Origin of the sequence: Curtobacterium sp. SORGH_AS_0776, assembly GCF_031453355.1 — a bacterium.
GTDB lineage: Bacteria > Actinomycetota > Actinomycetes > Actinomycetales > Microbacteriaceae > Curtobacterium.
This window is the reverse complement of the sequence record NZ_JAVIYU010000001.1, coordinates 1,688,002-1,713,052: the sequence shown is the minus strand read 5'-3', so window position 1 is coordinate 1,713,052 and position 25,051 is coordinate 1,688,002. Positions and strand designations below refer to the sequence as shown.

Here is a 25,051-nt window from a genome sequence, read left to right as displayed (position 1 = left end):
GGCACCAGCGACACGCGGTTCCCCGAGTTACGGTCACGTGAACAACGCGGCCGCTACTGCATCGTGGCGTACGACAGGCAGGCGTCGCGGAACATGTCGAGCGTCTCGTCCGTGGTGGACGCGAACACCGACACCCGCGCGACCCCGAGCCGCGTCGTGACCGTCACGCCGTGGTTGTGGAACGCCGCGGACAGCGCGGTGAGCCGTCCCTGCGGCGGTCGGAGCACCACGATCCCGGCGCGCTCCCGTGGATCGCGGCTGGACTCGACGGAGAGGCCGAACTCGTCGGCGATGTCGAACACCCGCTCGACCCGGTCGGTGACCCGCTCCTGCACGGCGGCGACGCCGACGGCCGTGAGCCGGTCGAGCGACACCGCCAGGCGCGCCTGCGACACCGGGTCGGTGCGGGTCATCTGGAAGCCGGCGGCACCCGGACGGACCGACGGGACCTCGGTCGGCCACCCGGTCGTGCCGTGCGGGCCGGACAGTGCGGGCCGGAGGCGGTTCAGGGCACGGTCGCTGAACGCGGTGAACCCGGTCCCCCACCCGGCGTGCAACCACTTCTGGCCGCCGGTCGCGACGACGTCGGCGAGCTCGTACGGGGCGTCGACCACGCCGAAGCCCTGGATGGCGTCGACGATGAGGAGGCGGTCGCCGATGACCTCACGGATGGCGGCGAGGTCGGCGAGGTAGCCGGTCTGCCAGTCGACGAGCGAGACGGCGACCGCGGTGACGTCATCGGACAGGCGCGACTCGATGAGCGACGGCGTCATCCACCCGGCGCCGGACTCGATCACGACGGGCTGCACGCGACCGCCCGTGGCCGAGGCAGCACTCGCGAGGGCCAGCGGCAGCGAGGGGTACTCGTCGGCGGAGACGAGCACGCCGCCGGTGAGCCCGAACGCGGTGTGCAGGAGCCCGGGCGTCGTGGCGGTCTGCGAGACGACCTGGTCCTCGCGCCGGCCGACGAGCCGTGCGGCGACGGTGCGGACCCGGGCGTCCTGCTCGTCGAGCGTCTCCATGGCGCCGAAGCGCAGGTGCTCCTGGATCGTCCCGAGCACGCGCTGCTCCTCGAGGACCGCGGTCTGGACGGGACCGAACGCGGCGTGGTCGAGGTAGCCGGGCTCCTCGGCGAAGCCTGAGGCATACTCGGCGATGTTCACAGGGGCAACCTTCCGTGGGACGAAAACCCTGTGAGTCTACTGGGATGAACGGCCGACAGCCGCCGCAGTGCGGGGAACGGCGGTCGTCAGCCGCCGTAGCGGCGGGACCGCAACCCGAAGTCGCGGACGGCGCGCAGGAAGTCGACCTCGCGCAGGTCCGGGTAGAGCGCCTCGACGAAGTAGAACTCGCTGTGCGCGCTCTGCCACAGCATGAAGTCCGACAACCGCTGCTCGCCCGACGTCCGGATGACCAGGTCGGGGTCCGGCTGCCCCTGGGTGTAGAGGTGGTCGCCGATGAGCTCGGGCGTGAGGACCTCGGCCAGGGTGTCGAGCGTGCCGCCGCCCTCGCCGTGCGCCTGCACGATGCTGCGCATGGCGTCCGCGATCTCCCGCCGGCCGCCGTAACCGACCGCGAGGTTCACGTGCAGCCCGGTGTGCTCCGCCGTGCGTTGCTCGGCGGCGGAGAGCGCGGCGACGAGGGGTTCGGGCAGGCCCTCGTTCGAGCCGACGTGCTGGACCCGCCAGTCCCGGTGGTCGGCCAGGGTCCCCGCGAGGTCGGCGATGATGCCGACGAGCTGCTCGAGCTCGTCGCCGCCACGCCCCTTGAGGTTGTCGGACGACAGCAGGTAGAGCGTCACGACCTCGATGCCGAGTTCGTCGCACCACGTGAGGAACTCCGGGATCTTCGCGGCGCCCGCGCGGTGCCCGTGCGCGGCGGACTCGAGGCCGAGCTGCTTCGCCCAGCGACGGTTGCCGTCCACGATCATGGCGACGTGCTTCGGCATCGCCGAGCCGTCGATCTGCCGGCGGATCCGGCTCTGGTAGGCGCGGTAGAGGATCCCTCGTCCTGCCCATCCCACCCTGCCGGTCACGGAACGAACATAGTGCACGGCGCCTCGGAGCGAGCCGCGTTCCCCAGGCCCGTCCACCCGTGTTCGGCGTTCGTTCGGCATCGGCCCCTACGGTCGGACCATGCAGGCCGAGCACGACACCGGGACCCTCCCCCACGTCCCCTTCACCGACGAGGCCGCGAGCACCGCGACCGCCGCACGGACGACCGCCAGCGCGTCCGAAGCCCGACCCGCGTGGCGCGGTTGGATCCACCTCGGAGCCTTCCCGTTCGCCACCGCGATGGGCATCGTGCTCATCGTCCTCGCGGGCTCACCCGCGGCGAAGGTGGGCAGCGCCGTGTTCATGGCGACGTCGCTCGCGATGTTCGGCGTCTCGGCGACCTACCACCGGTTCCCCTGGGGCCCGACGGTCAAGGCGGTGCTCAAGCGCATCGACCACACGAACATCCTGCTGCTCATCGCCGGCACCTACACACCCGTGGCGATCTGCGCTCTGCCGCACACCCTGATGGTCGTGGTGCTCTGGGTGATGTGGTCCGGCGCGGCGCTCGGCATCGCCTTCCGGGTCCTCTGGATCGGGGCGCCCCGGTGGCTCTACGTGCCGATCTACCTCGTGCTCGGCTGCGCGGCGCTCGGGTTGCTGCCGCAGTTCTTCGCCGCGAGCGTCCCGATGACGGTCCTCGTGCTCTCCGGCGGCGTGGCCTACATCCTCGGTGCGCTCGTGTACGGCTTCAAGCGGCCGAACCCGTCGCCGACGGTGTTCGGCTTCCACGAGGTCTTCCACGCCCTCACGGTCGTCGCGTTCGCCGCCCAGTGGGCGGGTGTCCTCATCGTGGCGCTGGACCCGGTGCGCTGACCGCGACGGTTCGTCGGACGGGAGGCGCGGGTCGGGCCCGCACCGTGCCTCCCGTCCCGTACACACGCGGGTCCACCGCGCCGATCGCGTCAGCCGCGCCCGTGGCGTCAGCCGCGCTCGGTGTCGTCCCCGACGTCGGCCCGGCCGCCCTCGGCCGCACGCCGCTCCGGCTCGTCCGTCGCGACGCCGTCGCGATCGATGCCGTCACGGTCGATGCCGTCACGCTCGCCACCCGCGGTGCCGTTCGCCTCGGCCTCGAGCCGCTCCCGGATCTCCGCCCGGTAGCGCGTCCGCCGGATGCGCCGGGTCATGTCGATCACGAGCAGGATCGTCACGATGGCCACGACCGCGATCGCGATGAAGCCCGCGACGCCGGGCGTCACGTCGACGTCCGGGACGCTCGAGGTCGGGCTCGGGCTGGGGGTCGCGGCGAGTGCCGCGTGGAGGGTGCTCACGCAGTGGTGTCCTTGTCGGCAGGGATCCCCGCGAACAGGTCGGACTCGGGGAGCTCGGTCGGCACGCGGGCCTCGACGAGCTGGTAGTCCTCGGTCGGCCACACCGTCGCGAGGAGGTCGTTCGGCCAGTAGAAGAAGGCGCTGTCCGGCGGCACCTGGCTCGCGTGGGCCCGGAGCGCCGCGTCACGCGCGTCGAAGTACTCGTGCACGTCGACGTGGGTCGTGGCGAGGTCGGGGCGGTCGGCGAACCGTTCGACCCACTCGCGCAGCTGCTCGACCGCCGGGCTGTCCGGGTCGCGTTCCTGCAGGGCCTCGAAGACCGTCCGGAAGCGCCGGGGGTTCATGGTGCGCTCGTAGTAGAGCTTCGCGACGGACCACGCGGGCCCGGCATCGGGGTACTTCTCGGGGTCCGCGGCGTCGCGCCAGGCGGCCACCGAGACCTCGTGCGTCCGGATGTGGTCCGGGTGCGGGTAGCCGCCGTTCTCGTCGTAGGTGACGAGCACGTGCGGGCGGAAGCGCCGGATGACCCGCACGAGGGTCTCGGTCGAGTACTCGAGCGGCACCGTCGAGAAGGTGCCGGGGCGGACCGTCTCGCCCTTGTCGGCGTCGGGCAGGCCGGAGTCGTGGTACCCGAGCCACAGGTGGTCGATGCCGAGCGCCGCCTGGGCCGCGGCCATCTCGGTGCGGCGGTACCCGGCCATGTCGCGGTCCGCCCGGCTCGTGGCGGGCTCGCCGAGCTGGTCGTTGAGGATGTCCCCCGCCTCACCGCCCGTGCAGGAGACCACGAGGACCTCGTTGCCCTCGGCCGCGTACTTCGCCGCGGTCGCCGCTCCCTTGCTCGACTCGTCGTCGGGATGGGCGTGGACGGCCATCAAGCGGTACGGCACTGGTCTTCCTCACTGATCGCGTGGCAGCACACAGTGTCACGTGAACTACCCTGGGATCAGGATAATCACCCCGGGAGCCCCGAACTGTCCGAACCGCAGCACCAACCGGCACCTCAGCCGTCCGCCAGCACCACCGCGACGCTGGACGACCGCTACGGCCGCACCCCCGGACGCGCTCGTCGCACGCGGCTGATCGGGATCGTCGCCGCCGCGGCCGTCGCCCTGGTGTTCATCGTCTGGGTGGTCTGGGCCGGTCCCGGGCAGACCAGCCACGGCCTCGACACCGACGACGTCGGGTACCAGGTCGTCTCCGACCACCAGGTGGTCGTGCACACGCAGATCTCCGTCGACCCGGGCACGGTCGCGAAGTGCGCCGTCCAGGTCCTCGACAAGTCGTACACGATCGTCGGCTGGCGCGAGATCCGGGTGCCGGCGTCGGATCAGCGCGTGCGCAGCATCAGCACCCCTGTGAACACCGTGTCACGGGGCGTGACCGGCTTGATCCACGACTGCTGGGTTCCCTAGACTGCTGTGATTCGCGGACAAGACCGGCCACACCGGCCGGTCTTGTTCTTTGCTGAAGGGAACCACCATGAGCAACGACACCCAGGTCACGTGGCTGACCCAGGAAGCGCACGACCGTCTCTCGGCCGAGCTCGCGCAGCTCTCCGGCGAAGGCCGCAAGGAGATCGCGGACCGCATCGAGGCGGCGCGTGAAGAGGGCGACCTCAAGGAGAACGGCGGCTACCACGCCGCCAAGGACGAGCAGGGCAAGATCGAGGCCCGCATCCGTCAGCTCACCGAGCTCCTCAAGCACGCCACCGTCGGCGAGGCGGACTTCGACGGCACCGTCGAACCCGGCACCGTGGTCACCGCCGTCATCGCCGGCGACGAGTCGACCTTCCTGGTCGGTAACCGCGAGATCGTCGGCGAGGGCTCGGACCTCACCGTCTACAGCCCGGTCAGCCCGGTCGGCGCGGCCATCGTCGGCCTTCGCGCCGGCGAGAAGACCACGTACACCGCACCCAACGGCAAGGAGATCGCCGTCGAGGTGACGAAGGTCGAGCGCTACGAGCCGTAGACGCGAGCCGTTGACGGACAGGAGGCGCGGTGCCGGCTGGCACCGCGCCTCCTGTCCGTCTCCGGCTCGGTTCAGCGCCCGTCTCAGGGCTCCAGCAGTTCCGGCTGGAAGCCCACCTCGCGCAGGCGGTGGATGACCTCCTGCGCGTGCTCCGGGCCCCGTGCCTCGATCGACAGGTCGAGGGCGACCTCGTTGATGACGAGCCCCTGGCCGTGCCGGGTGTGGAGCACCTCGACGACGTTCGCGCCGGCGTCCGAGATGACCTGCGAGACGCGGGCGAGCTGACCGGGGCGGTCCGGCAGCATGATGCGGATGCCGATGTAGCGCGACGCCGCGACGAGGCCGCGGGTGATCACGCGCTCCATCATGAGCGGGTCGATGTTGCCGCCGCTGAGCAGGACGACGGTGCGACCGGTGTCGCGGACGGCACCCGACATGATCGCGGCGACACCGACGGCCCCGGCGGGCTCGACGACGAGCTTGGCGCGTTCGAGCAGCACCAGGAGCGACCGGGCGACGTCGTCGTCGGACACTGTGACGATGTCGTCGACGAGGTCGCGGATGATCGGGAAGTTCATGTCGCCGGGTCGCGCCACGGCGATGCCGTCCGCGATCGTCGGCTTCGTGCTGACGGTGACGGGTTCGCCGGCCTCGAGCGAGCTCGGGTAGGCGGCGGCGTTCTCGGCCTGCACCCCGATGACCCGGATGGTGCGTCCGAAGCGCTCGGCGATGCCCTTGACGGCGAGGGCGATGCCGGCGATGACGCCGCCGCCGCCGATCGGCACGATGACCGTGTCGGCGTCGGGCACCTGGTCGAGGATCTCGAGCCCGAGCGTGCCCTGGCCGGCGATGACCGCGGGGTGGTCGAACGGCGGGATGAAGACCGCTCCGGTCCGTGTCGCGAAGTCCTTGGCCGCGCTCAGTGCCTCTTCCACCGAGTGCCCGCGCAGGACGACCTCGGCGCCGTAGTGCCGCGTGGCCTGGAGCTTCGGCAGGGCGACGCCGACCGGTGTGAAGATCGTCGCGGGGATGCCGAGCTCGCGCGCGGCGAGGGCGACCCCCTGCGCGTGGTTGCCGGCGCTGGCGGCGACGACGCCCGCAGCCCGCTGCTCCGGGGTGAGGGTCGACAGGCGGTTGTACGCACCGCGGACCTTGTACGCACCGGTGCGCTGCAGGTTCTCGCACTTGAGGTGCACCGGCGACCCGAGGACCTCGGCGAGGAACTGCGAGGTCTCCATCGGGGTGACACGGGCGACCCCGGCGATCGTCACACGTGCCTTCTCGATGTCGTCGAGCGTGGGGATCAGCGGCGTGGTGGTGTCGGTCACGGGTCCATCATCGTCGCTCGCGGCACTCCTGACGAACCCGTGACGTCAGTTGGTGCTGGCAGTGCCCTCAGCCGCCGTCGGCTCCGGCTTGCTGCCGGGTGCGGGCACCGGGTCGCCGATCTTGTGGCGGCGGCCCCGCCGGAGCTGGAGCTGCCCGTGCTGGCCGCGCTTCGGGGTGGCCTCGAGCACGTGCTCCGAGTCGAGACCGCGCCAACGGCCGCTCGCGATCGTCATCACCATGGTGTTCACGGTGGCGATCAGCGGCACCGCGAAGAAGGCACCGGCGATGCCCGCGAGCCCGGAGGCCGCCGTGACGCCGAGGACCACCGCGAGCGGGTGGACCTTCACCGCGTTGCCCATGACGAGCGGCTGGAGGATGTGTCCCTCGATCTGCTGCACGAGCAGCACGACCGCGAGGACGAGGACGGCCGCGAGCGGGCCGTTGAAGATGAGTGCGACGAAGACGGCCAGGAACCCGGTCACGATCGCACCGACGACGGGGATGAAGGCACCGAGGAAGACGAACGCCGCGATCGGGATCACCAGCGGCATGCCGCCGAAGAACAGCCCGACGATGAAGGCGCCGAGCCCGATGCCGACGGCGTCCACGAACGCGACGAAGATCTGGACGCGGATGAAGCTCGTCAGGGTGATCCACCCCGCGACACCGGCGCCGTCGACGGTCGCACGGGCCTTCTTCGGGAAGAGCCGCACGGCCCACCGCCACACGTTCTTGCCGTCGATGAGCAGGAAGATCGTGGTGAACAGGATGATGAAGAGCGCCTCGAACACGTGCGTGGCACCGGAGCCGGCGCTCGCGACCCCGGAGAGGATCGAGGCGCTGTTGTCCTGCAGCCACTTCGTGCCGTCGTCGAGCCAGCCGTTGACGTCGCTCTGCGTGATGCCGAGTCCGGAGTTCAGGACGAGGTCCTTGATGTTCGCGTACTGGTCGACCGTGCGGTCACGGAGCGAGGGGTAGGACGCGATGATCTGGTCGACGACGAGCCACACCAGCGCGCCGATCGCCGCGAGTCCGCCGAGCAGGCTGATGACGACCGCGAGCCACTTCGGCACGTGGTGGCGCTGCATCCAGTTCGAGATCGGCACGAGCAACGCCGAGACGACGATGCCGACGAGGAACGGGATGAGGATCTGGCTGAAGATCGTCATCAGCCAGATGAAGACCGCGATCACCCCGATGACGACCAGGATCCGCCACGACCACGCGCCGGCGATCCGCATGCCGGTCGGGACGGACTCCTCGACCACGGGGTCCGGATGCGTCGGTTGCTGCGTTCTGCCCCATGCCATGACCGCGAGTGTACCGATGTGCGGCCCGACAGGTACCAGATACGGCATACGTCACCGGACCCGGGGTGTCGGCGGCGATCGGTAGCCTTCGGACATGGTCAGGACCACGCTCTCCGCTGCCGAGGCCCGCCGCGTCGCACTGGCTGCCCAGGGCTTCGGCCAGCCACCTGCCGACGCCGTGTCGACCCGGGCGCTGAACGCGGGGTTCGCGCGCCTCGGCCTGCTGCAGATCGACTCCGTGAACGTCTTCGAGCGCAGCCACTACCTGCCCCTCTTCGCCCGGCTCGGCGCCTACGACCGGTCCACGCTCGACCGTCTGACGATGTCGAAGCGCGGTCCCTACGCCGAGTACTGGGCGCACGAGGCCGCCTTCGTCGACCGCACCGACCTCCCCCTCTTCCGGTGGCGGATGGACGCGCTGCGCGAGCGAGACTCGTGGCCGAACCGGGTCGACGGGGTCCGGCGGACCGAGGGGGTCCGGCGCGAGCTCCGGGCGCTGCTCGCGGCCGAGGGGCCGATGCCGGCGAGCGCGGTCGAGCACGAGTCGAACGTCCGCCGCGGGCCGTGGTGGGGCTGGAGCGACGTGAAGCTCGGGCTCGAGCAGATGTTCCGCTGGGGCGACGTCGTGAGCGCCGGACGGTCCGGCTTCGAGCGGGTCTACGCGCTCCCCGAGCAGGTCCTGCCTGCCGGCACGCTCGACCACGCGCCGTCACGCCCGGCGGCCGTCCTCGAACTGGTCCGTCGAGCCACCCGGGCGCTCGGCGTCGGCACCCGCGCGGACATCGCCGACTACTACCGGCTCCGTTCCGACGACACCGCCGCGGCGATCGCCGAACTCGTCGCCGCCGGGGAGCTCGTGCCGGTGCGGGTCGACTCCTGGGGCGAGCGCGCCTGGATGCACGCCGACGCCCGGGTCCCGCGGCACGTGACGGCCGACGCCGTGCTCAGTCCGTTCGACCCGGTCGTGTGGTTCCGGCGGCGGGCCGAGCGGATGTACGGGTTCCACTACCGGATCGAGATCTACACGCCGGCACCGAAGCGGGTCTTCGGCTACTACGTCCTGCCCGTCCTGCAGGACGACAGGCTCGTCGGGCGGGTCGACCTCAAGAGCGACCGGCAGCGCGGGGTCCTGCGCGTGCGGACGGCGTGGGAAGAACCGGGCGAGCGGCTCGATGCCGGGCGGCTCGCCGAGACCCTCCGACGGACGGCAGCGTGGCAGGGGCTCGACGGGGTCGAGGTCACCGATCGCGGAACCGCCGCGGCTGCTGTCGCAGGGGCGCTCGGCGTGCGGCTGGTGCCGCACGTCGCGGCCGACGACGCGGACGCGAGCGTGACGCTGGAACCGGCCGTCTGACGGGCCGGTGGTACGGGGCGAGGCCGACCCGCGCCTCCTGGGCCGCCCCGGTCGCCGGCACCCGCCGTCGGGTCAGAACCGGTCGAGACTCCCGCGCAACCGCGCGATCCGGTCCGGCAGCGGCGGGTGCGTGGAGAACAGCCGGTCCATCAGGCCGGGCCGCATCGGGTCGGCGATCCAGAGGTGCGCCATCGACGAGTTCTGCGTCTGCATCGGCCGGCCGTACGCGCCGAGCTTCCCGAGCGCACGGGCGAGCCCCTCGGGGTGGCGGGTGGCCATCGCGCCGGTCGCGTCCGCCAGGTACTCCCGCTGCCGTGACACCGCGGCCTGCACGCCCGCCGCGGCGATCGGTGCCACGATGACCGCCACGAGTCCGGCGATGAGCAGGATCGGGTTGTTGCCACCGTTGTCGTTGTTCCGGTTCCGACCGCCGGCGAGCCCGCTGAAGATCGAGATGCGGAGGAGCACGTCGGCGATGAGACCGACCGCGACCACGAGCCCGAACACCATCGTGGAGACGCGGATGTCGTAGTTCCGGACGTGCCCGAGCTCGTGGGCCATGACGCCCTGGAGCTCCTGGTCGTCCATGATCGCCAGCAACCCGGTCGTCGCGGCGACGATCGCGTGGTCGGGGTCACGGCCGGTGGCGAAGGCGTTCGGCGACGGGTCCTCGATCACGAAGACGCGCGGCATCGGCATCCCGGTGGCGATCGCGAGGTTCTCGACCGTGCGCCAGAGTCGTGGCTCGGTGTTCCGGTCGATCTCGATGCCGCCCGCGATCGCCGTGGCCTGGCGACCCGCGGCGAAGTACTGCACGAGCGCGTACCCGAGGGCGACCACGAGGACGATCACACCGATCGACACGTTGCCGGCGAGGTAACCGCCGAGGAACCCGAGCGCCCCGATGATCAGCAGGAAGACCAGGACGATGAGGACCGTGTTGCGCTTGTTCCGCGCGATCGCGCTGTACACGTCGCAGCCGTCGCCGGGCGGGTCAGAACTGGACGCGCGGCGGTTCGGCGATCGCCGCGGGCTCGGCGGTCTCGAAGAACGACGCCTCGGTGAAGCCACGGCTCTTCGCGAACGACGAGTTCGGGAAGACCCGGATCTTGGTGTTCAGCTCGCGGACGCCCCCGTTGTAGAAGCGACGGGCGGACTGGATCTTGTCCTCGGTGTCGACGAGTTCGGACTGCAGCTGCAGGAAGTTCTGGCTGGACTGCAGCTGCGGGTACCCCTCAGCCACCGCGAACACGCTCTTCAGCGCCTTCTGCATGTGCCCCTCTGCCGTGGAGGCGCTCGAGGCGTCCCCGGCGCTGAGCGTCTCGGCGCGGGCCTTCGTCACGGCCTCGAACACGGACTTCTCGTGCGTGGCGTAGCCCTTCACCGTCTCGACGATCGTCGGGATGAGGTCGGCGCGGCGCTTGAGCTGCACGGAGATGTCACTCCACGCCTCGTCGACGCGGACCTTCAGCGTGACGAGCGAGTTGTACGTGACCCACAGGTAGATCCCCACGACGACGAGGAGGACCACCACCACCCCGACGACGATCAGCGTCGTGATGAGTCCGGTGTCCATGAGGGCGTACTCCTTTGCGCGTCGGGATCGCGGTGTGACGGGGCCGTCGGGCCGGCGTCACGGCCGAGGATGATTGTATCGACCAGTGGGGTGCCCTCTCGTCCACGACGCCGGTTCACGGGCGATTCCCGAGTCGCACACACCGCGCGCTCGGGCTGCTCGGCGTGTCGCCCGGTCCACGGACATCATCCGATCGACGTATTGACCCGAGCGGCTCGATCACGTGGGATGGACTCGGATGAACGCGCGCGGGGAGAACGTGGACGACCGGGCTGTCGGGGGCGACGGCCCCGTTCGCCGAACCCGGATCACGCTGGCCGTCGCCGCGGGGGCCGCCCTCGTCGTGGGCCTGCTCGCCCTCGCCGTGGCACCGGCCACCGCCGTCACGTCCGCAGCCGTGACGTCCTCCGCTGCTGCCGCTGGGGCGGACCCCGATCCGGGCACGACACCCACCCCCACGCCAGCGCCCCAGGACCACCTGACCCCGGCACCCCCGACCACGTCGCCGAGCCGGCCCCCGGTGCGCCCGTCGATCGACGACCCCGGCGACATCACCAGCGGGACCGTGCGCTTCAGCGGCGGGGGCACCCCCGGGCACGCCCTGCGGGTCACCGGTCCGGCGTCGACCGGGTGCACCGCGACCGTCCACGACGACGGTGCCTGGTCCTGCCTCGCGACCGTCCGGAGCGGACCGCAGCAGGTCTTCACCGTGGCGGACCAGAGCTTCCCCGGGCTCGGCTCGGCGCGCACCCCGGCGTCCGACGTCATCGTCCCGCCGGTCGTCACCACCGCACGGCCCACGAACGGTCCGGTGACCGGCACCGGGCACGCCGGATCGACCGTCACGCTCTCGGTGTCTGGGTCGTCGGTGGACCGGACCGCCACGGTCGGTGCCGACGGCCGGTGGACGGTGTCCCTCCGCGGCGGCACCCCGGGCGGCGACGCACGGCTCTCCGTCACCGCCACGCAGACCGCGAGCACGGCCGACGGGTACCGGTCCGACCTGCGGAGCGCCGCGTCGACCCCGGTGACCGTGACGCTCGACCGGACCGCACCGACGGCACCGCGCATCACCGCGCCCGGGTCCGGCGACCGCGTGCGCGTCCAGCCCCTGACCGTCAGCGGGACGGGCGAGGCAGGCGCCGTGCTCACCGTGTACGTCGACCGTGCGCCCGTGTGCCGGACCGAGGTGCCCGCCTCCGGCCGGTGGTCCTGCACCACGGCCGGCTCGACGCTGGGCGCCGGCACCCGGGCGGTGACGGCGACGCAGCACGACGCCGCCGGCAACTTCTCGCCGACCTCGACGGCCGTCCGGATCGTCGTCTCCCGTGCGTCCGCGGCACCGGGCGCGCCGGGTGACGGGTCGACCGGCAGCGGCTCGCCGTCCGGGACCCCGGCCGGGACGGGCAGCACCGGCACGGCGACGGGCCCGACCGGCCACGGCACCGCGACCGGCGGCTCCTCCGGCCCCGGCACCGGTCCGGGTTCCGGTTCCGGTTCCGATGGAGGCGTCGGCGGCAGCACCGGTGCCGGTAGCGGCAGCGGGTCCGGCAGCACCACGGGCGGGCACGGCCGCGGGCTGGACTGGTCCGGCCCCGCCGGCGACTGGACCGCCTCCACCGCGTACGACACCACCGTGCCGACCATCCAGGCGGCGTTCTCGTGGCGCACCGTCCTCGTCGCCACGGCCGTCGCCGCCGGGTTCCTCGTGCTCATCGCGGGTCCGCTCGCACTCGTCGCCGGCGTCGCCCGGGGCCGGATCCGTTCGCCGTTCGCCGGACTCCTCGGTCGCAACCGCCCCCGCGACGAGCGACGCCGCGGCGAGGACGTGCTCCCGACCTGGGCCTCGATCACCGTCGCGGTGCTGGTCGTCGGGCTGTGCACGCTCCTCGGCGTCGGCATCTCCCTCGAGGCCCGCTACGTCCGCCTGGCGATCGCGGTCCTGCTCGGCGCGGCCGTCCTGACGACGACGATCGTCCTCGCCACCCGCTGGGCAGCCGGCACCGACCGCAGCACCATCGGGTTCCGGGTCTCCCCCTGGCTGGTGCTCGCCGCGCTCGTGGCGTGCGGCGTCACCCGGACCTTCGAGCTCTCACCCGCCGTGATCGTGGGTGCCGTCCTCGTGCCGATCGGCCGACCGGACCTCGACACCCGGGCGCTCCGGCTCGGCTCCTCGATCGCTGCCGGCACCCGCAGCGCCACCTGGCGGTCGATCGCGCTGCTCGTCGTGGCGGCGGCCGGTTGGGTCCTGCACTCCGTCACGCCGGGGTCCGGCTTCTGGGTGTCGTTCGTGTCCGAGTTCGCGATCACCCTGTGCGTCGGCGGCCTCGGCGCCGTCGTCGTGACGCTGCTGCCGGTGGCCGGGTCCGCCGGGCAGTCCCTGCTCGCGCGGTCCCGTGGTCGCTACGCAGCCATCGCCGCGGTCGCCGTCGCGTTGGCCGCCGCCGTGTACTCCGGGTCCGCCGGGACGCACGTCTCCCCCGTCGCGCTGGTGGTCGTCGCTGCGGTCTGCGCCGCGGGAGCCGTCGCCGTCTGGTGCTGGCAGCGGGTGGCCCGGGTCGACCAGCGCGCCTGAGCGTGGCACCGTCAGGGCCCGGATCGAGCTGCCGCGGAGGCTCGCATCACGGATACGCTGACGAACGGTGCGTGCGACATCGCGAACGGAGCGCGCCGTACCACGGACGGTGCGTGCAGCACCACGACCGCTGCTGGGAGCGACGATGACCGAGACCCGATCCGACTACGACCCGACCCGCTTCCGCGACGTCTTCGAGCACAGCTACACGTACGCCAACGGCTTCGCCCGGAACACCCACCGCTTCGCCGGCCGACCGGCGCTCCGCGATCCCGACACCGACCGCTCGTGGACGTACGCCGAGCTCGGCGCCGACGTCGACCGCGTCGCGGGGTGGCTCGTGCGCCACGGGGTCGGTCGCGGCTCCGTGGTCATGGTCGAGCTGTTCAACTCCCCCGAGTTCGCGATCCTGTACCTGGCGGCCCACCGCATCGGCGCGGTGTTCTCCCCCACCAACTTCCGGCTCGCGTCGGACGAGGTCGCGTTCATCATCGAGGACTCCGCCCCCGTGGTCCTCGTCCACGACGCCGCCCGCTCGACCGACATCACGGCCGCGCTCGCCAGCTCCGACCACACGCCCGAGCACGTCGTCGTGGTCGGCGACGGACCCCGACCCGGCGACGTCGACTTCGCCGCGCTCCTCACCAGCGACCCCGTCACCGCCGACGAGCTCGCCGCGTCCGAGCCCCGCAGCACCTACGACGAGACGACGCGTCTGTACACGAGCGGCACGACCGGGCGGCCGAAGCCCGTGCCGCTGCCGAGCCTCGTCGAGGTCCTCAGCGCCCACGACGTGATCATGCACTTCCCGCTGAGCCCGTTCGACAAGACCCTCAACATGTCGCCGCTCTTCCACCGCGGCGGTCTGTACTCCGGTGGCCCGAACCCGGTGTTCTACGTCGGCGCCGAACTCACCACGCTGCGACACTTCGACGCCGACCGCGTGCTCGACCTGGTCGAGTCCGAGCAGCTGACGTTCCTCATCGGCGCTCCGCCGAACCTCGTGCAGCTCGCGAACGCCCAGGAGCAGCGGCCCCGCGACCTGTCCTCGCTCAACGGCATCGTGACGATGGGCGCACCGCTCGACCGGGCCGCGGCGCTCCGGTACCAGGAGCTCCTGTCGCCCCGCATCTTCAACGGCTACGGCACGACCGAGACCTTTTGGAACACCTTCCTCCGCCCCGAGGACTTCCCCGACGGTGCCGGGTCGACCGGCCGAGCCTCGACCGACGACGACGTCGCCGTGGTCCGCGTCTACGAGGACCGCCTCGCCGACCCGAGCGACACCGTGCCGAAGGACGGTTCGGAGATCGGCGAGTTCGCGGTCCGCACCGTGAAGTCCGGCTACTCGTACCGCAACCCCGGGCTCGAGGCCGAGAAGTTCGCGAACGGCTGGTTCTACCCGGGCGACCTCGCCACGTGGGACGAGCACGAGCGCGTGACGATCGTCGGGCGCAAGGACGACATGATCATCTCCGGTGGCGAGAACGTCCACCCCGTGCAGGTCGAGGCCGCACTGCAGGAGCACCCGGGCGTCGCCGACGCGATCGTGGTCGGCGTCCCCGACGAGCGCTGGGGCGAGGTCGTGACGGCGTACGTCGTCCGCGCGCCCGGGCGGCTGCCGGAGGACGACGTCGAAGCCGCCGCCGCACTCGAGGAGTGGACCGCGTCGCACCCCGGCCTCGCCCGCTACAAGCGGCCGCGGCTCTACCGGTTCGTCACCGAGCTGCCGTACAACGCCACGGGCAAAAAGGTGCACTACCTCGCGAAGGCGACGGCTGTGGACGACCAGGCTGCGGGGCGCCTGCTCGCGCCGTGACGGCCTGGAGGCGCGGTGCGGGCCGGCACCGCGCCTCCAGTCCCGCAGTGGGTCGCGTCCACGGCGACTGCCGCGCTCTCCGCGCTGCGCGCGTCTACTGGGTCGCGTCGACCCCGCGGTGCGGTGCGTTCCGCGCGAACAGCCCCGGCAGCAGGCCGCCGATCTTCGTCCCGATGCAGAGACTGACGAACGTCGCGAGCGGGTTCGCCAGCGCCTCGGGGTCGAACGTGGCGACCGCGACGAGCCCGACGGTCCCCGGCACGAGCAGCAGGAACGCCGGGAAGAACGAGACCGTCGCCGGGATCGCCGGCACCAGCCGCTCCAGCAGCCGCGTCGCGACGAACAGCAGTGCGGCGGTCGCACCGGTGGCGACGACGCTCCCCCACAGCGGCGTCGTCCCGCTCACCAGTGCATAGGCGGTGACCATGACCGCGACGGACACGAGGGTGAGCCGCCACCCCGACCGGAAGACCAGGCCGAGGCCGACGGCCAGCCCGACCACCGCCACCCACGACACCCAGTAGGACGGCACGGCCTCCCACCCGCCGCGGTCCGTGCCGACGCCGGCGACCTCGCCGACGAGTGCCGCCGAGGACGGGTCGACGTGCAGCCCGGTCAGCGCGCTCCCCGACGCGATGCCCGCCGCCATGAACCCGAGCATGATGAGCCCCTGCACGAGCCGCGAGGACCCGGTCACGATGTCGGCCGCGGTGAGCTCGAGCAGGGCGTTGGTGATGAGGGCTCCCGGCACGAACACGGCCACGGGGGCGCACACGGCGAAGAGCGGGACGTGGTCGAACCCGGTGCCGGCGGCGACGAGCCCGACGATGGTCGTGGACACGAAGGCCGCGAGGAACGGGATGATCGCCACGGCCTCGCGGAAGCGACGGAGCACGAGCCCGATCACACCGACGAGTGCTCCGACGGCCAGTGCCACGAGGATCGCCCACCACGGGCACCGGAACACGACCGCGAGTCCGGCCGAGGTCAGGGCGTTGCCGAGGATCCACGGCAGTGCCGGCGGTGGGACGGTCCCGGCGCGGATCACACGAACGCGTGCGGGGATCTCGGCGAGGGCGATCGAGCCGCTCTCGAGGCCGAGGACGAGCCGGTTCGCCCGGGCGGCCTGGCGGCTCGAGAGCTCGACGCCCTCGGCGTTGACGATGGTGGCGGCGCCGGTGGCGACCTCGCTCACCATGACGAGGGCGGGGAGGACCCCGACGGCGAGCGTTGGCCCGACCCCGGCGGCGTCGCGGGCCTTCTCGAGCGCCGAACGGACGTCGGTCACCGAGCTGCCGGCGTCGAGGAGGAGGGCGCCCAGCGTGCCGAGCAGCATGCCGGTGGGGACGGTCTCGCCGTCGACCACCTCGACGTGGGCCTCGGGTCGGCCGAGGGCGTTCCGCAGGTTCGCGAGCGCGCTTCCGAATCCGACCACGAGACTCGATCGTAGTGCCGGGTCGTCCGCGCCGGATCGGGACGCGCACCGAGACTCGGCCGGGCGGACACTTTCGTGCCAGCATCGACGTGAGAGTGTCCGCGGGGCCGAGTCTCGGCCGGCCGCTCGTCGTACCCCCGGTGGGACTCGAACCCACAACTCGGCGATTTTAAGTCGCATGCCTCTACCGATTGGGCCACGGGGGCGGGCCGCAACAGCCTACCGACGAAGACGAGGCGGCCACCCCGTGGGGTGACCGCCTCGTCTGGAACGTGTCGCTACTTGGCGTCCGCCTCGGCCTTCACCGGCTCGGCGTCGTTCGAGACGTCCTTCGCCGGCTCGCCGTACGCGGGACCGGCCGCACCGGCGGGCTTGCCCTCTTCCGGAGCGGTGGTCGGCTTCGACGCCTCGACCGGTGCCGCGGGGGCCTCGGCTGCGGGCTTCGGACGGGACGCGAACGCCTCGAACGCGGCGCGCGGGGTCTCGCGGTCGTCGAGCGACGCGATGTCGCGGCCGAGGAAGAAGCCACCGACCCAGTCGCCGATGACGCGCCACTTGCGCTCCCACGACGGCATCGCCAGGCCGTGGTAGCCGCGGTGGGCGCCCCAGGCCAGGAAGCCCTTCATGGCGAACTTGCCGGACTGGAAGACGCCGATGCCGAGACCGAGGCCGGCGACGGCACCGAGGTTCTCGTGCTTGTAGTCGGCCGTCGCCTCGCCGCGGATCGTCGCGACGAGGTTCTTCGCGAGCTGCTTCGCCTGGCGGACGGCGTGCTGGGCGTTCGGCACGCAGAACCCGCCGACGCCGCCACCGGTGAGGTCCGGCACGGCCGCGACGTCACCACAGGCCCACGCGTCGGCGATCACGCCGTTGTCGTCGACCACGCGCAGGTCGGGCTGCACGCGGATGCGGCCACGCTGCTCGAGCGGGAGGTCGGTGCCCTTGACCATCGGGTTCGCCATGACACCGGCGGTCCAGATGATGAGGTCGGACTCGATCTTCTCGATCGCGCCGTCGTTGGTCTTGAGCTCGCAGACGCCGCCGACCGCCGAGGCCAGCTGCGTCTCGAGGTGCACCGTGGCGCCGCGCTGCGCGAGGTTCTTGAGCACCCAGTGCGACGTCTCGAGCGACACCTCGGGCATGATGCGGCCCATCGCCTCGACGAGGTGGAAGTGCGTGTCGTCGAACGACAGCTCGGGGTAGCTCTTGAGCAGGTCGGAGACGAACGAGCGGAGCTCGGCGAACACCTCGATGCCGGCGAAGCCACCACCGACGACGACGACGGTCAGCAGGCGGTCACGCTCCGGGCCGGCCGGCAGGGTCGCTGCCTTGTGGAAGTTCGTGAGGATCTTGTCGCGGATCGCCGCGGCCTCTTCGATCGTCTTCAGGCCGATCGCCTCGTCGGCGACGCCCGGGATCGGGAAGGTACGCGAGACCGCACCCGCGGTCATGACGATCTGGTCGTAGGACTCCTCCCACGCCTCGCCCTCGGCCGGGGTGATCGTCGCCGTCTTGCGCGCGTGGTCGACCTTCGTGACCTTGGCGGTGACGACGCGCGTCTTCTTGAGGTGACGGCGGTGGGAGACGACGGCGTGACGCGGCTCGATGGAACCGGCGGCGACCTCGGGGAGGAACGGCTGGTACGTCATGTACGGCAGCGGGTCGACCATGACGACCTCGGCTTCGCCCTGACGAAGGTGCTTCTCGAGCTTCCAGGCGGTGTAGAAGCCGGCGTAACCGCCGCCGACGACGAGGATCTTGGGCACGGTGGATGATCTCCTTGGAGTGGGGTGGTTGCCGGGAGGCTGGTCAGAATTCGCCGCCACCCGCCCCGACTCCGGCGTCTGCTCCCTCATCATACGCCCGGCACTCACACCGGGCAGGCGACCAGTTCGCGCGCTCGAGCGCGAGGTCGCCGATGGGGTTGACGCCGGGTCCGGCGGCGAGGGCGTGGCCGACGAGGGCGTGCAGGCACTTCACGCGGGTGGGCATGCCACCGGCGGTGATGCCGTCGATCTCGTCGACGTGCTCGATCGACTCGCGATCGGCGAGGTAGGACTCGTGCGCCGCGCGGTACTGCTCGGCGACGGTCGGGTCCTCGAGCAGGGCTGCCAGCTCGGGCATGACCTGGTTGGCCTCGAGGGTGCTGACCGCAGCGGTGGCCGCGGGATGGCACAGGTAGTACAGCGTCGGGAACGGGGTACCGTTCGACAGCCGGGGCTTCGTGGACACGACGGTGGGGTTGCCACAGACGCAGCGAGCAGCGATCCCGATGACGTCACGCGCCGGTCGGCCGAGCTGCGCCGAGACGACCTGGATGTCGCGTTCGGAGGGCGGGTCGAAAGGAGGGGTCGTCACGGGTACGTGAGCCTACCGGAGTCCCGCGCGTCGTCCTACTTCGTGTCGCCGGTGCCGGAGACGTCCGGTGCGACGAGCTGCTGCGTGGTCTCGTCGGTGAGCCCCGAGGTCAGCACGGACGACAGCATCGCCTGCACCCAGTCGACCTTCGGCGTCTGCACGGTCGAACTCACGGGCGTGCCGGAATCGGTCGTCGGCGTCGACTCGGCCTTCCGGTTCTCGCTGCCCATCACGAGGTAACTCTCCTCGCCCGGGTACACGTAGAGCAGTCGGTCCCGAGCCTGCGCCTCGATGTACGCGGGGTCGTCCCAGCGCGCGACGTCCTTCTTCTTCTGGGCGACGTCGGCCTTCTGGCTCGCGACCTCGCGCTGCTGCTGGGCGATCTGCTCCTGCTGCTGGATCAGGGTCCGGAGTGACGGTGCGAGCACGACGACGAACAGCACGATGATGGCCAGCATGAGCAGGCTGAACCCGGAGAACCGGATCGAGCGGTACCACGGCTGCTCGGACGAGCCGCCCTCGGGCAGCGCCACGGGGACTCGGCGGACACGGGGCTTCTGGCTGGGCACGGTCCGACGATAACCCGCCGGCGGCCCTGCTGGCGGTCGGCACGCGGCCGTTCGGCGCCCTCTCAGCGGGCGATCCAGGAGGCTCGGCGCACCCCCGGAACGCTGCCAGCGCCCGGCACGCGGTCGCGCAACCCGCCGCGGGCGATCCGCTGAGGTCGCACGATCGGTCGCCCGCGTCCGGCTGAAGCGGCAGTTCGTGCGACCTCGACGGTCGGCGCGCGGCATGCCGTGCGACCTCGGCGCCCGAACGACGAGACGCCGCCCTCCCGGAGGAGGACGGCGTCTCGCGGAGGCGCTGGGTTACAGGGAAGCCGAGCGCGGGAAGGCCGAGCGGCCCGCGTAGACCGCGGCGTCGCCGAGCTCTTCCTCGATGCGGAGCAGCTGGTTGTACTTCGCGACACGGTCCGAGCGGGCCGGGGCGCCGGTCTTGATCTGGCCACCGTCGACCGCGACCGCGATGTCCGCGATCGTGGTGTCCTCGGTCTCGCCGGAGCGGTGCGACAGGATCGCCGTCATGCCGTGGCGCTGCGCGAGGGAGACGGCGTCGAGGGTCTCGGTCAGGGTGCCGATCTGGTTCACCTTGACGAGGATCGAGTTCGCGGCCTTCTCGTCGATGCCCCGCTGCAGGCGCGTCGGGTTCGTGACGAACAGGTCGTCACCGACGATCTGCACCGTGTCGCCGAGCTCGGCGGTCAGGTGCGACCAGCCGGCCCAGTCGTCCTCGGCCAGCGGGTCCTCGATCGTGGCGAGCGGGTAGTCGCGGACGAGCTCGGCGAAGTAGGCCGTGAACTCCTCGCCGGAGAGCTGCTTGCCCTCGAACGCGTACTTGCCGTCGTGGAAGAACTCGGTGGAGGCGACGTCGAGGCCGAGCGCGATGTCCTTGCCCGGCGTGAAGCCGGCCTTCTCGATCGCGGCGAGCAGGAAGTCCAGCGCGGCGCGGTTGGACGCGAGCTCCGGGGCGAAGCCGCCCTCGTCGCCCAGGCCGGTCGCGAGGCCCTGCTTCTTCAGCTCGCCCTTGAGCGCGTGGTAGGTCTCGACGCCCCAGCGGAGCGCCTCGGAGAAGGACTCGGCGCCGTAGGGCACGAGGAAGAACTCCTGGATGTCGACGTTGGTGTCGGCGTGCGCGCCACCGTTGACGACGTTCATGAGCGGGACGGGCAGCGTGTGCGCGTTCGGACCGCCGAGGTAGCGGAACAGCGGCAGGTCGGCCGAGTCGGCGGCCGCGCGTGCGACGGCGAGCGAGGCACCGAGGATCGCGTTCGCACCGAGGCGCGACTTGTTCTCGGTGCCGTCGAGCTCGATGAGCGCGGCGTCGACGAGGCGCTGGTCGGTGGCGTCGAAGCCCTCGAGCGCCGGACCGATCTCATCGAGGACCGCGTCGACGGCCTTGAGGACGCCCTTGCCGCCGTAGCGGGAAGCGTCGCCGTCACGGAGCTCGTACGCCTCGAACGCACCGGTGGAGGCGCCGGACGGGACGAGTGCGCGCGAGACGACCCCGTCGTCGAGCAGGACCTCGACCTCGACCGTCGGGTTGCCTCGGGAATCGAGGACTTCGCGTGCGCCTACGGCGTCGATCTGGGCCACGGGGTACTCCCTACACGTTCGGTTGTGGTGATTGCGGAGTCGATCCTAGCGAGGCGCGGGTGAACACGAGGCGTGCATGACGGGCGACTGTGGAGAACTCACGCCAGCGGGCGGAAGTCCACACCCTCGAGCGAGTGTGTGTCGGCACCCACTGAGGCGAACGCGTCGAACCCCTGCGCGACGAGTCCCGCGAGGAGGTTCTTCATGTTCTTCGTGCGTCGCTCGAGCCGGACACGACGGTGCCCCTCGAGCGCTTCCGCCTTGAGCGCCGCGAGCCGGACCGGGTCGACGTCCTTGTCGTACACGAGCACGACGGCGTCGGACTCGGCGGACTCGGGGAGCGTGACGAGGTCGACGAGCCGCTCGAACCCGAGGGAGAACCCGACCGCGGGCACGTCCTGCCCGAGGAACCGGCCGATCATGCCGTCGTAGCGCCCACCACCGCCGAGGCTGTAGCCGAAGTCGGGGTGCGCGACCTCGAAGATCGTGCCCGTGTAGTAGCCCATGCCACGGACGAGTGTCGGGTCGAAGCGCAGGTCGACGCCCGGGAGCGCCGAACGGAGTCGCTGCAGGTCCTCGAACGCGTCGGCGTCGAGCCACGTGGCTCCCCCGACGGCGTCCCAGTCGGCGGCCTCGAGCGTGCGGATCGTGTCCTCGAGCCCGGGGAGCTCGACGCCGACGGTCTCGCGGAGTTCTGCCGCCACGCCGTCCGGCCCGATCTTGTCGAGCTTGTCGATCGTGATGAGCGCACGGTCGGCGGCGGTCGGCTCGGTGATCCCCCACGACCCGAGGAGCGCGAGGAGGATCCGGCGGTCGTTGATCCGGATCGTGGTGCCCTGGATCCCGAGCGCGTCGAGGGCAGCGGTCGTCGCCCGGATGAGTTCGATCTCGGCGAGCTGCCCGGGCTCACCGAGGATGTCGATGTCGCACTGCACGAACTGCCGGTAGCGCCCCTTCTGCGGGCGTTCGGCACGCCAGACCGGGGCGATCTGCACCGACCGGAACACCGACGGCAGTTCGGCCCGGTGCGTGGCGTAGAAGCGCGCGAGGGGCACGGTGAGGTCGAACCGCAGCCCGAGGTCGGCGAGGTCGAGCGGCGCACCGGCGCGTTGCAGGTCCTCGGTGGAGAGCCCGCGCTTCATGACCGCGAACGCGAGCTTCTCGTTGTCGCCGCCGAGGCCCGAGTGCAGGCGGGCGGCGTCCTCGACGACCGGGGTCTCGATCTCGTCGAACCCGTGGCGCGCGTACACGTCGCGGATCACGCCCAGGACGTGCTCGCGCCGGGCCTTGTCTGCCGGGAGGAAGTCACGCATACCACGGGGAGCCGTCACGGTCGGAGCCATGGATCGATTCTGGCAGATCGACCTCCCCGGCTTGCACACGTTCCGACCGACTGATATTCTTCATCCAGAACCTCGGTTCGGCGGGTGCCTGATCCATCCGACGGACCGATCGCGTGGGCAACGTGCTGCAGTGTGCCCCGCGGTTCGAGTGGGCTGCTCCATCGGCACCGCATCCCTGGTGGTGCCGTCGGCCCGCTCGCGGGCGTCCTCCTTTTTTCGGGTTGGGAGGACGCCCGCACTTCCCTCGCCCGCGGCCCCAGCACCGCGCAACCGCACTCGCACCGCGCACCGCGCACCCGCACCGCTCGGGCGCGGCAGGTCGCCTCACTCTCCGACGCGGCCGGCCGACTCCAGCTCCACGACCGCGGCACGCAGACTGGCGATCGGGTCGATCCCGGTGCCACGCGCCTCCGCGATCATCGCGAGCACGGCGGTCCCCCACCCGGCGTCCACGACGGCACCACCGGCGCCTTCCACCCGCGCATCCCGACCGGGACCCGTGTCCGGAACCGCACCGGCGTCCGGAACCGCACCCGCGGCCCTCGATCGCGCCCCCGCACCCGCAGTACCAGCGTCCGGGACGCCACCCGCGCCTCCCGACCGCGCCCCCGCGCCCGCCGCCGCGACGACGGAGGCGACGACCGCGTCGGAGTCCCCCCGTTCCTCCAGGCGTTCCAGCAGCTTCACGGCCCGCTCCATCGGCGGCATCGCCCGGGGGACCCCGTCGAAGACGCTCCGCCGCGAGGACTTCTCCGCAGCCTTGGCCGCCCGCCAGACGCGCACGACGTCCTCCTCGGTGTCCGCCCGCTCGTCCCCGAACACGTGCGGGTGCCGGCGCACCATCTTGTCCCGGGCGCCGGCGGCCACGTCCTCGAGGTCGAACGACTCCGCGAGTCCCGCGTGGAGGACCACCTGGTAGAGCACGTCGCCGAGCTCCTCGCGGAGTTCGTCGTCATCCCCGGAGTCGATCGCGTCGACGAGCTCGTACGACTCCTCGACCGCGTACCGCGCCAGCGAGGCATGGGTCTGGGCGCGGTTCCAGACGCACCCTCCGGCGGGGTCGAGCAGGCGGTCGACGACGGTGACGAGGTCCGAGACGGCGGTCATGCGGTCATCGTGCCACGCAGCACACGGTGGACGCCGCGGAAGGGCGGCCGGTATGCTGTACGTGGCGTGTCGGGAAGTCTGGTCGACGATCTCCCACCCGACCCTTCTCCGACGGAGCTCCATGCCGGCAATCGTCCGTTCCCCCCGCTTCAGCGCCATCGCACTCCTCACCGCGGCCGTCCTCGGGCTCGTCGTGGCGAACTCGCCGCTCGGCCCCGGCCTCGAGCACCTCTTGCACGTGCACGCCCCGTGGGGTGCGGTCGGACTCGACCTCTCGGTGTCGCACTGGATCAGCGACGGGCTGCTCGCGGTGTTCTTCCTGCTCGTGGCGATCGAGCTGAAGCACGAGCTCGTCGCCGGTGAGCTGTCGAACCCGAAGACGGCGGTCATCCCCGCCATCGCGGCGGTCGGCGGGGTGCTCGTCCCGGCCGGCATCTACCTCGTCGTGACGACGGGGACGCCGTACGGGCACGGGTGGCCGATCCCGACCGCGACGGACATCGCCTTCGCGCTCGGCGTCCTGGCGATGTTCGGTCGCGGGCTGCCCTCGACGCTCCGGGTGTTCCTGCTGGCCCTGGCGGTGCTCGACGACCTCATCGCGATCATCATCATCGCCGTCGTCTTCGCGCACGACACCGACTTCCTCGCGCTGGCCGGCGCCGTCGTCGTGCTCGCGCTCTTCTGGCTGCTCGGCAAGGCCCTGCGCCCCGGGCGTCCCGGCCAGGCCTGGGTCATCGCGGGCATGGTCGTGCTCGGTGTCCTCACGTGGTGGCTCGTGTACCACTCGGGCGTGCACGCGACGATCGCGGGCGTGGCGCTCGGGCTCGTCCTGCCGCGCCGCCCCGGGCACACGCTGCACGAGAACGTCGAGCCGTGGTCGAACGCGATCGTCCTGCCGGTGTTCGCCTTCGCGTCGGCCGCGGTGGTGGTGCCCGCCGTCGGCATCGGGGAGCTCTCGCCGACGTTCTGGGCGGTGGTGCTCGCGCTGCCGGTCGGCAAGGTGATCGGCATCACGCTGTTCGGGGCGGTCGCGACCCGGATCTTCCGGGCGCCCGGCCGCTCGACGCTGTCGTTCTGGTCGATCGTCACGGTGGGGGTGCTCGGCGGGATCGGGTTCACGGTCTCGCTGCTCATGAACGAGCTCGCCTTCGCCCGCAACGAGGAGATCCTCGACGAGGGTGTGCTCGCCGTCCTCGTCGGCTCGGGCATCGCGATCGTGGCCTCTGCCGTCGTGGTCAGCCTGCGGGCGCGTCGGTACCGGGCGCGGCGGGAGCTCTCCGAGGCCGAGGCGAGCGAGTAACGGGGTCGCGCGGGTCCGAGCGCGTCCCGCGGGGTGCTGTCCCGGAACGACATCGTCGCCGTCGTACGACGACCACGATGTCGTTCGTTGCACGCGCGC

The 25,051-nt window shown here is 71.7% G+C and carries 22 protein-coding genes and 1 tRNA gene; 7 read left to right on the top strand and 16 right to left on the bottom strand.

The genetic code is table 11. From position 1 onward, the window contains the following. Window positions 1-53: 53 nt before the first annotated feature. Complete coding sequence (locus QE359_RS08650; protein WP_309778861.1) at window positions 54-1,163, bottom strand: aminotransferase class V-fold PLP-dependent enzyme; 1,110 nt, start codon at window positions 1,161-1,163, stop codon at window positions 54-56. Between the two features lie 86 nt (window positions 1,164-1,249). Beyond that, entirely contained in the window at window positions 1,250-2,035 is a 786-nt protein-coding gene (locus QE359_RS08645; RefSeq protein ID WP_309778860.1) for an isoprenyl transferase, read from the bottom strand. Window positions 2,036-2,135: 100 nt separating this feature from the next. On the opposite strand from QE359_RS08645, the gene QE359_RS08640 reads away from it, so the two are divergent. Continuing rightward, on the top strand, window positions 2,136-2,870 hold the full coding sequence (locus QE359_RS08640) for a hemolysin III family protein (RefSeq protein WP_309778859.1): 735 nt from the start codon (window positions 2,136-2,138) through the stop codon (window positions 2,868-2,870). A 107-nt stretch (window positions 2,871-2,977) separates the two neighbouring features. On the opposite strand, the gene QE359_RS08635 is transcribed toward QE359_RS08640, so the two are convergent. Beyond that, window positions 2,978-3,325 (bottom strand): hypothetical protein, encoded by a 348-nt coding sequence (locus QE359_RS08635; protein ID WP_309778858.1) that lies wholly within the window; start codon window positions 3,323-3,325, stop codon window positions 2,978-2,980. Then, window positions 3,322-4,212, bottom strand: coding sequence for a mycothiol conjugate amidase Mca (gene mca, locus QE359_RS08630; protein ID WP_309778857.1), 891 nt, complete (start codon window positions 4,210-4,212; stop codon window positions 3,322-3,324). Before mca ends, QE359_RS08635 begins: the two co-directional genes overlap by 4 nt. 33 nt (window positions 4,213-4,245) lie before the next feature. Between mca and QE359_RS08625 the strand changes: the two genes are divergently transcribed. Together QE359_RS08625 and greA are read left to right on the top strand one after the other, a co-directional pair. Further along, a complete protein-coding gene (locus tag QE359_RS08625; protein WP_175473661.1) occupies window positions 4,246-4,737 on the top strand; it encodes a DUF4307 domain-containing protein in 492 nt (163 codons plus the stop codon). Window positions 4,738-4,804: 67 nt separating this feature from the next. Next, complete coding sequence (gene greA, locus QE359_RS08620) at window positions 4,805-5,293, top strand: transcription elongation factor GreA (protein ID WP_305740419.1); 489 nt, start codon at window positions 4,805-4,807, stop codon at window positions 5,291-5,293. A gap of 83 nt (window positions 5,294-5,376) precedes the next feature. On the opposite strand, the gene ilvA is transcribed toward greA, so the two are convergent. Next, window positions 5,377-6,621 carry a threonine ammonia-lyase gene (gene ilvA, locus QE359_RS08615; RefSeq protein WP_309778856.1) on the bottom strand — a complete coding sequence of 415 codons (1,245 nt, stop codon included), beginning with the start codon at window positions 6,619-6,621 and terminating at the stop codon, window positions 5,377-5,379. A gap of 45 nt (window positions 6,622-6,666) precedes the next feature. Then, complete coding sequence (locus QE359_RS08610; RefSeq protein WP_309778855.1) at window positions 6,667-7,932, bottom strand: AI-2E family transporter; 1,266 nt, start codon at window positions 7,930-7,932, stop codon at window positions 6,667-6,669. Window positions 7,933-8,026: 94 nt separating this feature from the next. Here QE359_RS08610 and QE359_RS08605 point away from each other — a divergent pair, with 94 nt between their 5' ends. Further along, complete coding sequence (locus QE359_RS08605; RefSeq protein ID WP_309778854.1) at window positions 8,027-9,286, top strand: DNA glycosylase AlkZ-like family protein; 1,260 nt, start codon at window positions 8,027-8,029, stop codon at window positions 9,284-9,286. 72 nt (window positions 9,287-9,358) lie between these two features. On the opposite strand, the gene QE359_RS08600 is transcribed toward QE359_RS08605, so the two are convergent. Next, window positions 9,359-10,258: a M48 family metalloprotease gene (locus QE359_RS08600; protein WP_309778853.1), complete on the bottom strand. Its 900-nt coding sequence runs from the start codon at window positions 10,256-10,258 to the stop codon at window positions 9,359-9,361. Window positions 10,259-10,280: 22 nt separating this feature from the next. Beyond that, window positions 10,281-10,862, bottom strand: coding sequence for a LemA family protein (locus QE359_RS08595; protein ID WP_070416768.1), 582 nt, complete (start codon window positions 10,860-10,862; stop codon window positions 10,281-10,283). 238 nt (window positions 10,863-11,100) lie between these two features. Here QE359_RS08595 and QE359_RS08590 point away from each other — a divergent pair, with 238 nt between their 5' ends. Together QE359_RS08590 and QE359_RS08585 are read left to right on the top strand one after the other, a co-directional pair. Continuing rightward, complete coding sequence (locus QE359_RS08590) at window positions 11,101-13,437, top strand: Ig-like domain-containing protein (RefSeq protein WP_309778852.1); 2,337 nt, start codon at window positions 11,101-11,103, stop codon at window positions 13,435-13,437. A gap of 145 nt (window positions 13,438-13,582) precedes the next feature. After that, the gene (locus QE359_RS08585) at window positions 13,583-15,256 is read left to right on the top strand and encodes a class I adenylate-forming enzyme family protein (protein ID WP_309778851.1); all 1,674 of its coding nucleotides are present in this window, start codon (window positions 13,583-13,585) and stop codon (window positions 15,254-15,256) included. A gap of 94 nt (window positions 15,257-15,350) precedes the next feature. Here QE359_RS08585 and QE359_RS08580 read toward each other — a convergent pair whose 3' ends face one another. From QE359_RS08580 to QE359_RS08545, 8 genes are all read right to left on the bottom strand, one after another. Further along, window positions 15,351-16,691, bottom strand: coding sequence for a threonine/serine exporter family protein (locus QE359_RS08580; protein ID WP_309778850.1), 1,341 nt, complete (start codon window positions 16,689-16,691; stop codon window positions 15,351-15,353). Window positions 16,692-16,823: 132 nt separating this feature from the next. After that, window positions 16,824-16,897, bottom strand: a tRNA-Leu gene (locus QE359_RS08575). Window positions 16,898-16,969: 72 nt separating this feature from the next. Next, on the bottom strand, window positions 16,970-18,457 hold the full coding sequence (locus QE359_RS08570; RefSeq protein WP_309778849.1) for an FAD-dependent oxidoreductase: 1,488 nt from the start codon (window positions 18,455-18,457) through the stop codon (window positions 16,970-16,972). A 43-nt stretch (window positions 18,458-18,500) separates the two neighbouring features. Beyond that, entirely contained in the window at window positions 18,501-19,049 is a 549-nt protein-coding gene (locus QE359_RS08565) for a DUF501 domain-containing protein (RefSeq protein ID WP_309778848.1), read from the bottom strand. A gap of 35 nt (window positions 19,050-19,084) precedes the next feature. Continuing rightward, window positions 19,085-19,618 (bottom strand): septum formation initiator family protein, encoded by a 534-nt coding sequence (locus tag QE359_RS08560; protein ID WP_070416773.1) that lies wholly within the window; start codon window positions 19,616-19,618, stop codon window positions 19,085-19,087. A 300-nt stretch (window positions 19,619-19,918) separates the two neighbouring features. Then, window positions 19,919-21,202, bottom strand: coding sequence for a phosphopyruvate hydratase (eno, locus tag QE359_RS08555; protein WP_309778847.1), 1,284 nt, complete (start codon window positions 21,200-21,202; stop codon window positions 19,919-19,921). Window positions 21,203-21,300: 98 nt separating this feature from the next. After that, window positions 21,301-22,545, bottom strand: coding sequence for a histidine--tRNA ligase (gene hisS, locus QE359_RS08550; RefSeq protein WP_309778846.1), 1,245 nt, complete (start codon window positions 22,543-22,545; stop codon window positions 21,301-21,303). 324 nt (window positions 22,546-22,869) lie between these two features. Next, complete coding sequence (locus QE359_RS08545) at window positions 22,870-23,652, bottom strand: MazG family protein (protein WP_309778845.1); 783 nt, start codon at window positions 23,650-23,652, stop codon at window positions 22,870-22,872. 121 nt (window positions 23,653-23,773) lie between these two features. Here QE359_RS08545 and nhaA point away from each other — a divergent pair, with 121 nt between their 5' ends. Then, a complete protein-coding gene (gene nhaA, locus QE359_RS08540; protein WP_309778844.1) occupies window positions 23,774-24,952 on the top strand; it encodes a Na+/H+ antiporter NhaA in 1,179 nt (392 codons plus the stop codon). Window positions 24,953-25,051: the final 99 nt, after the last annotated feature.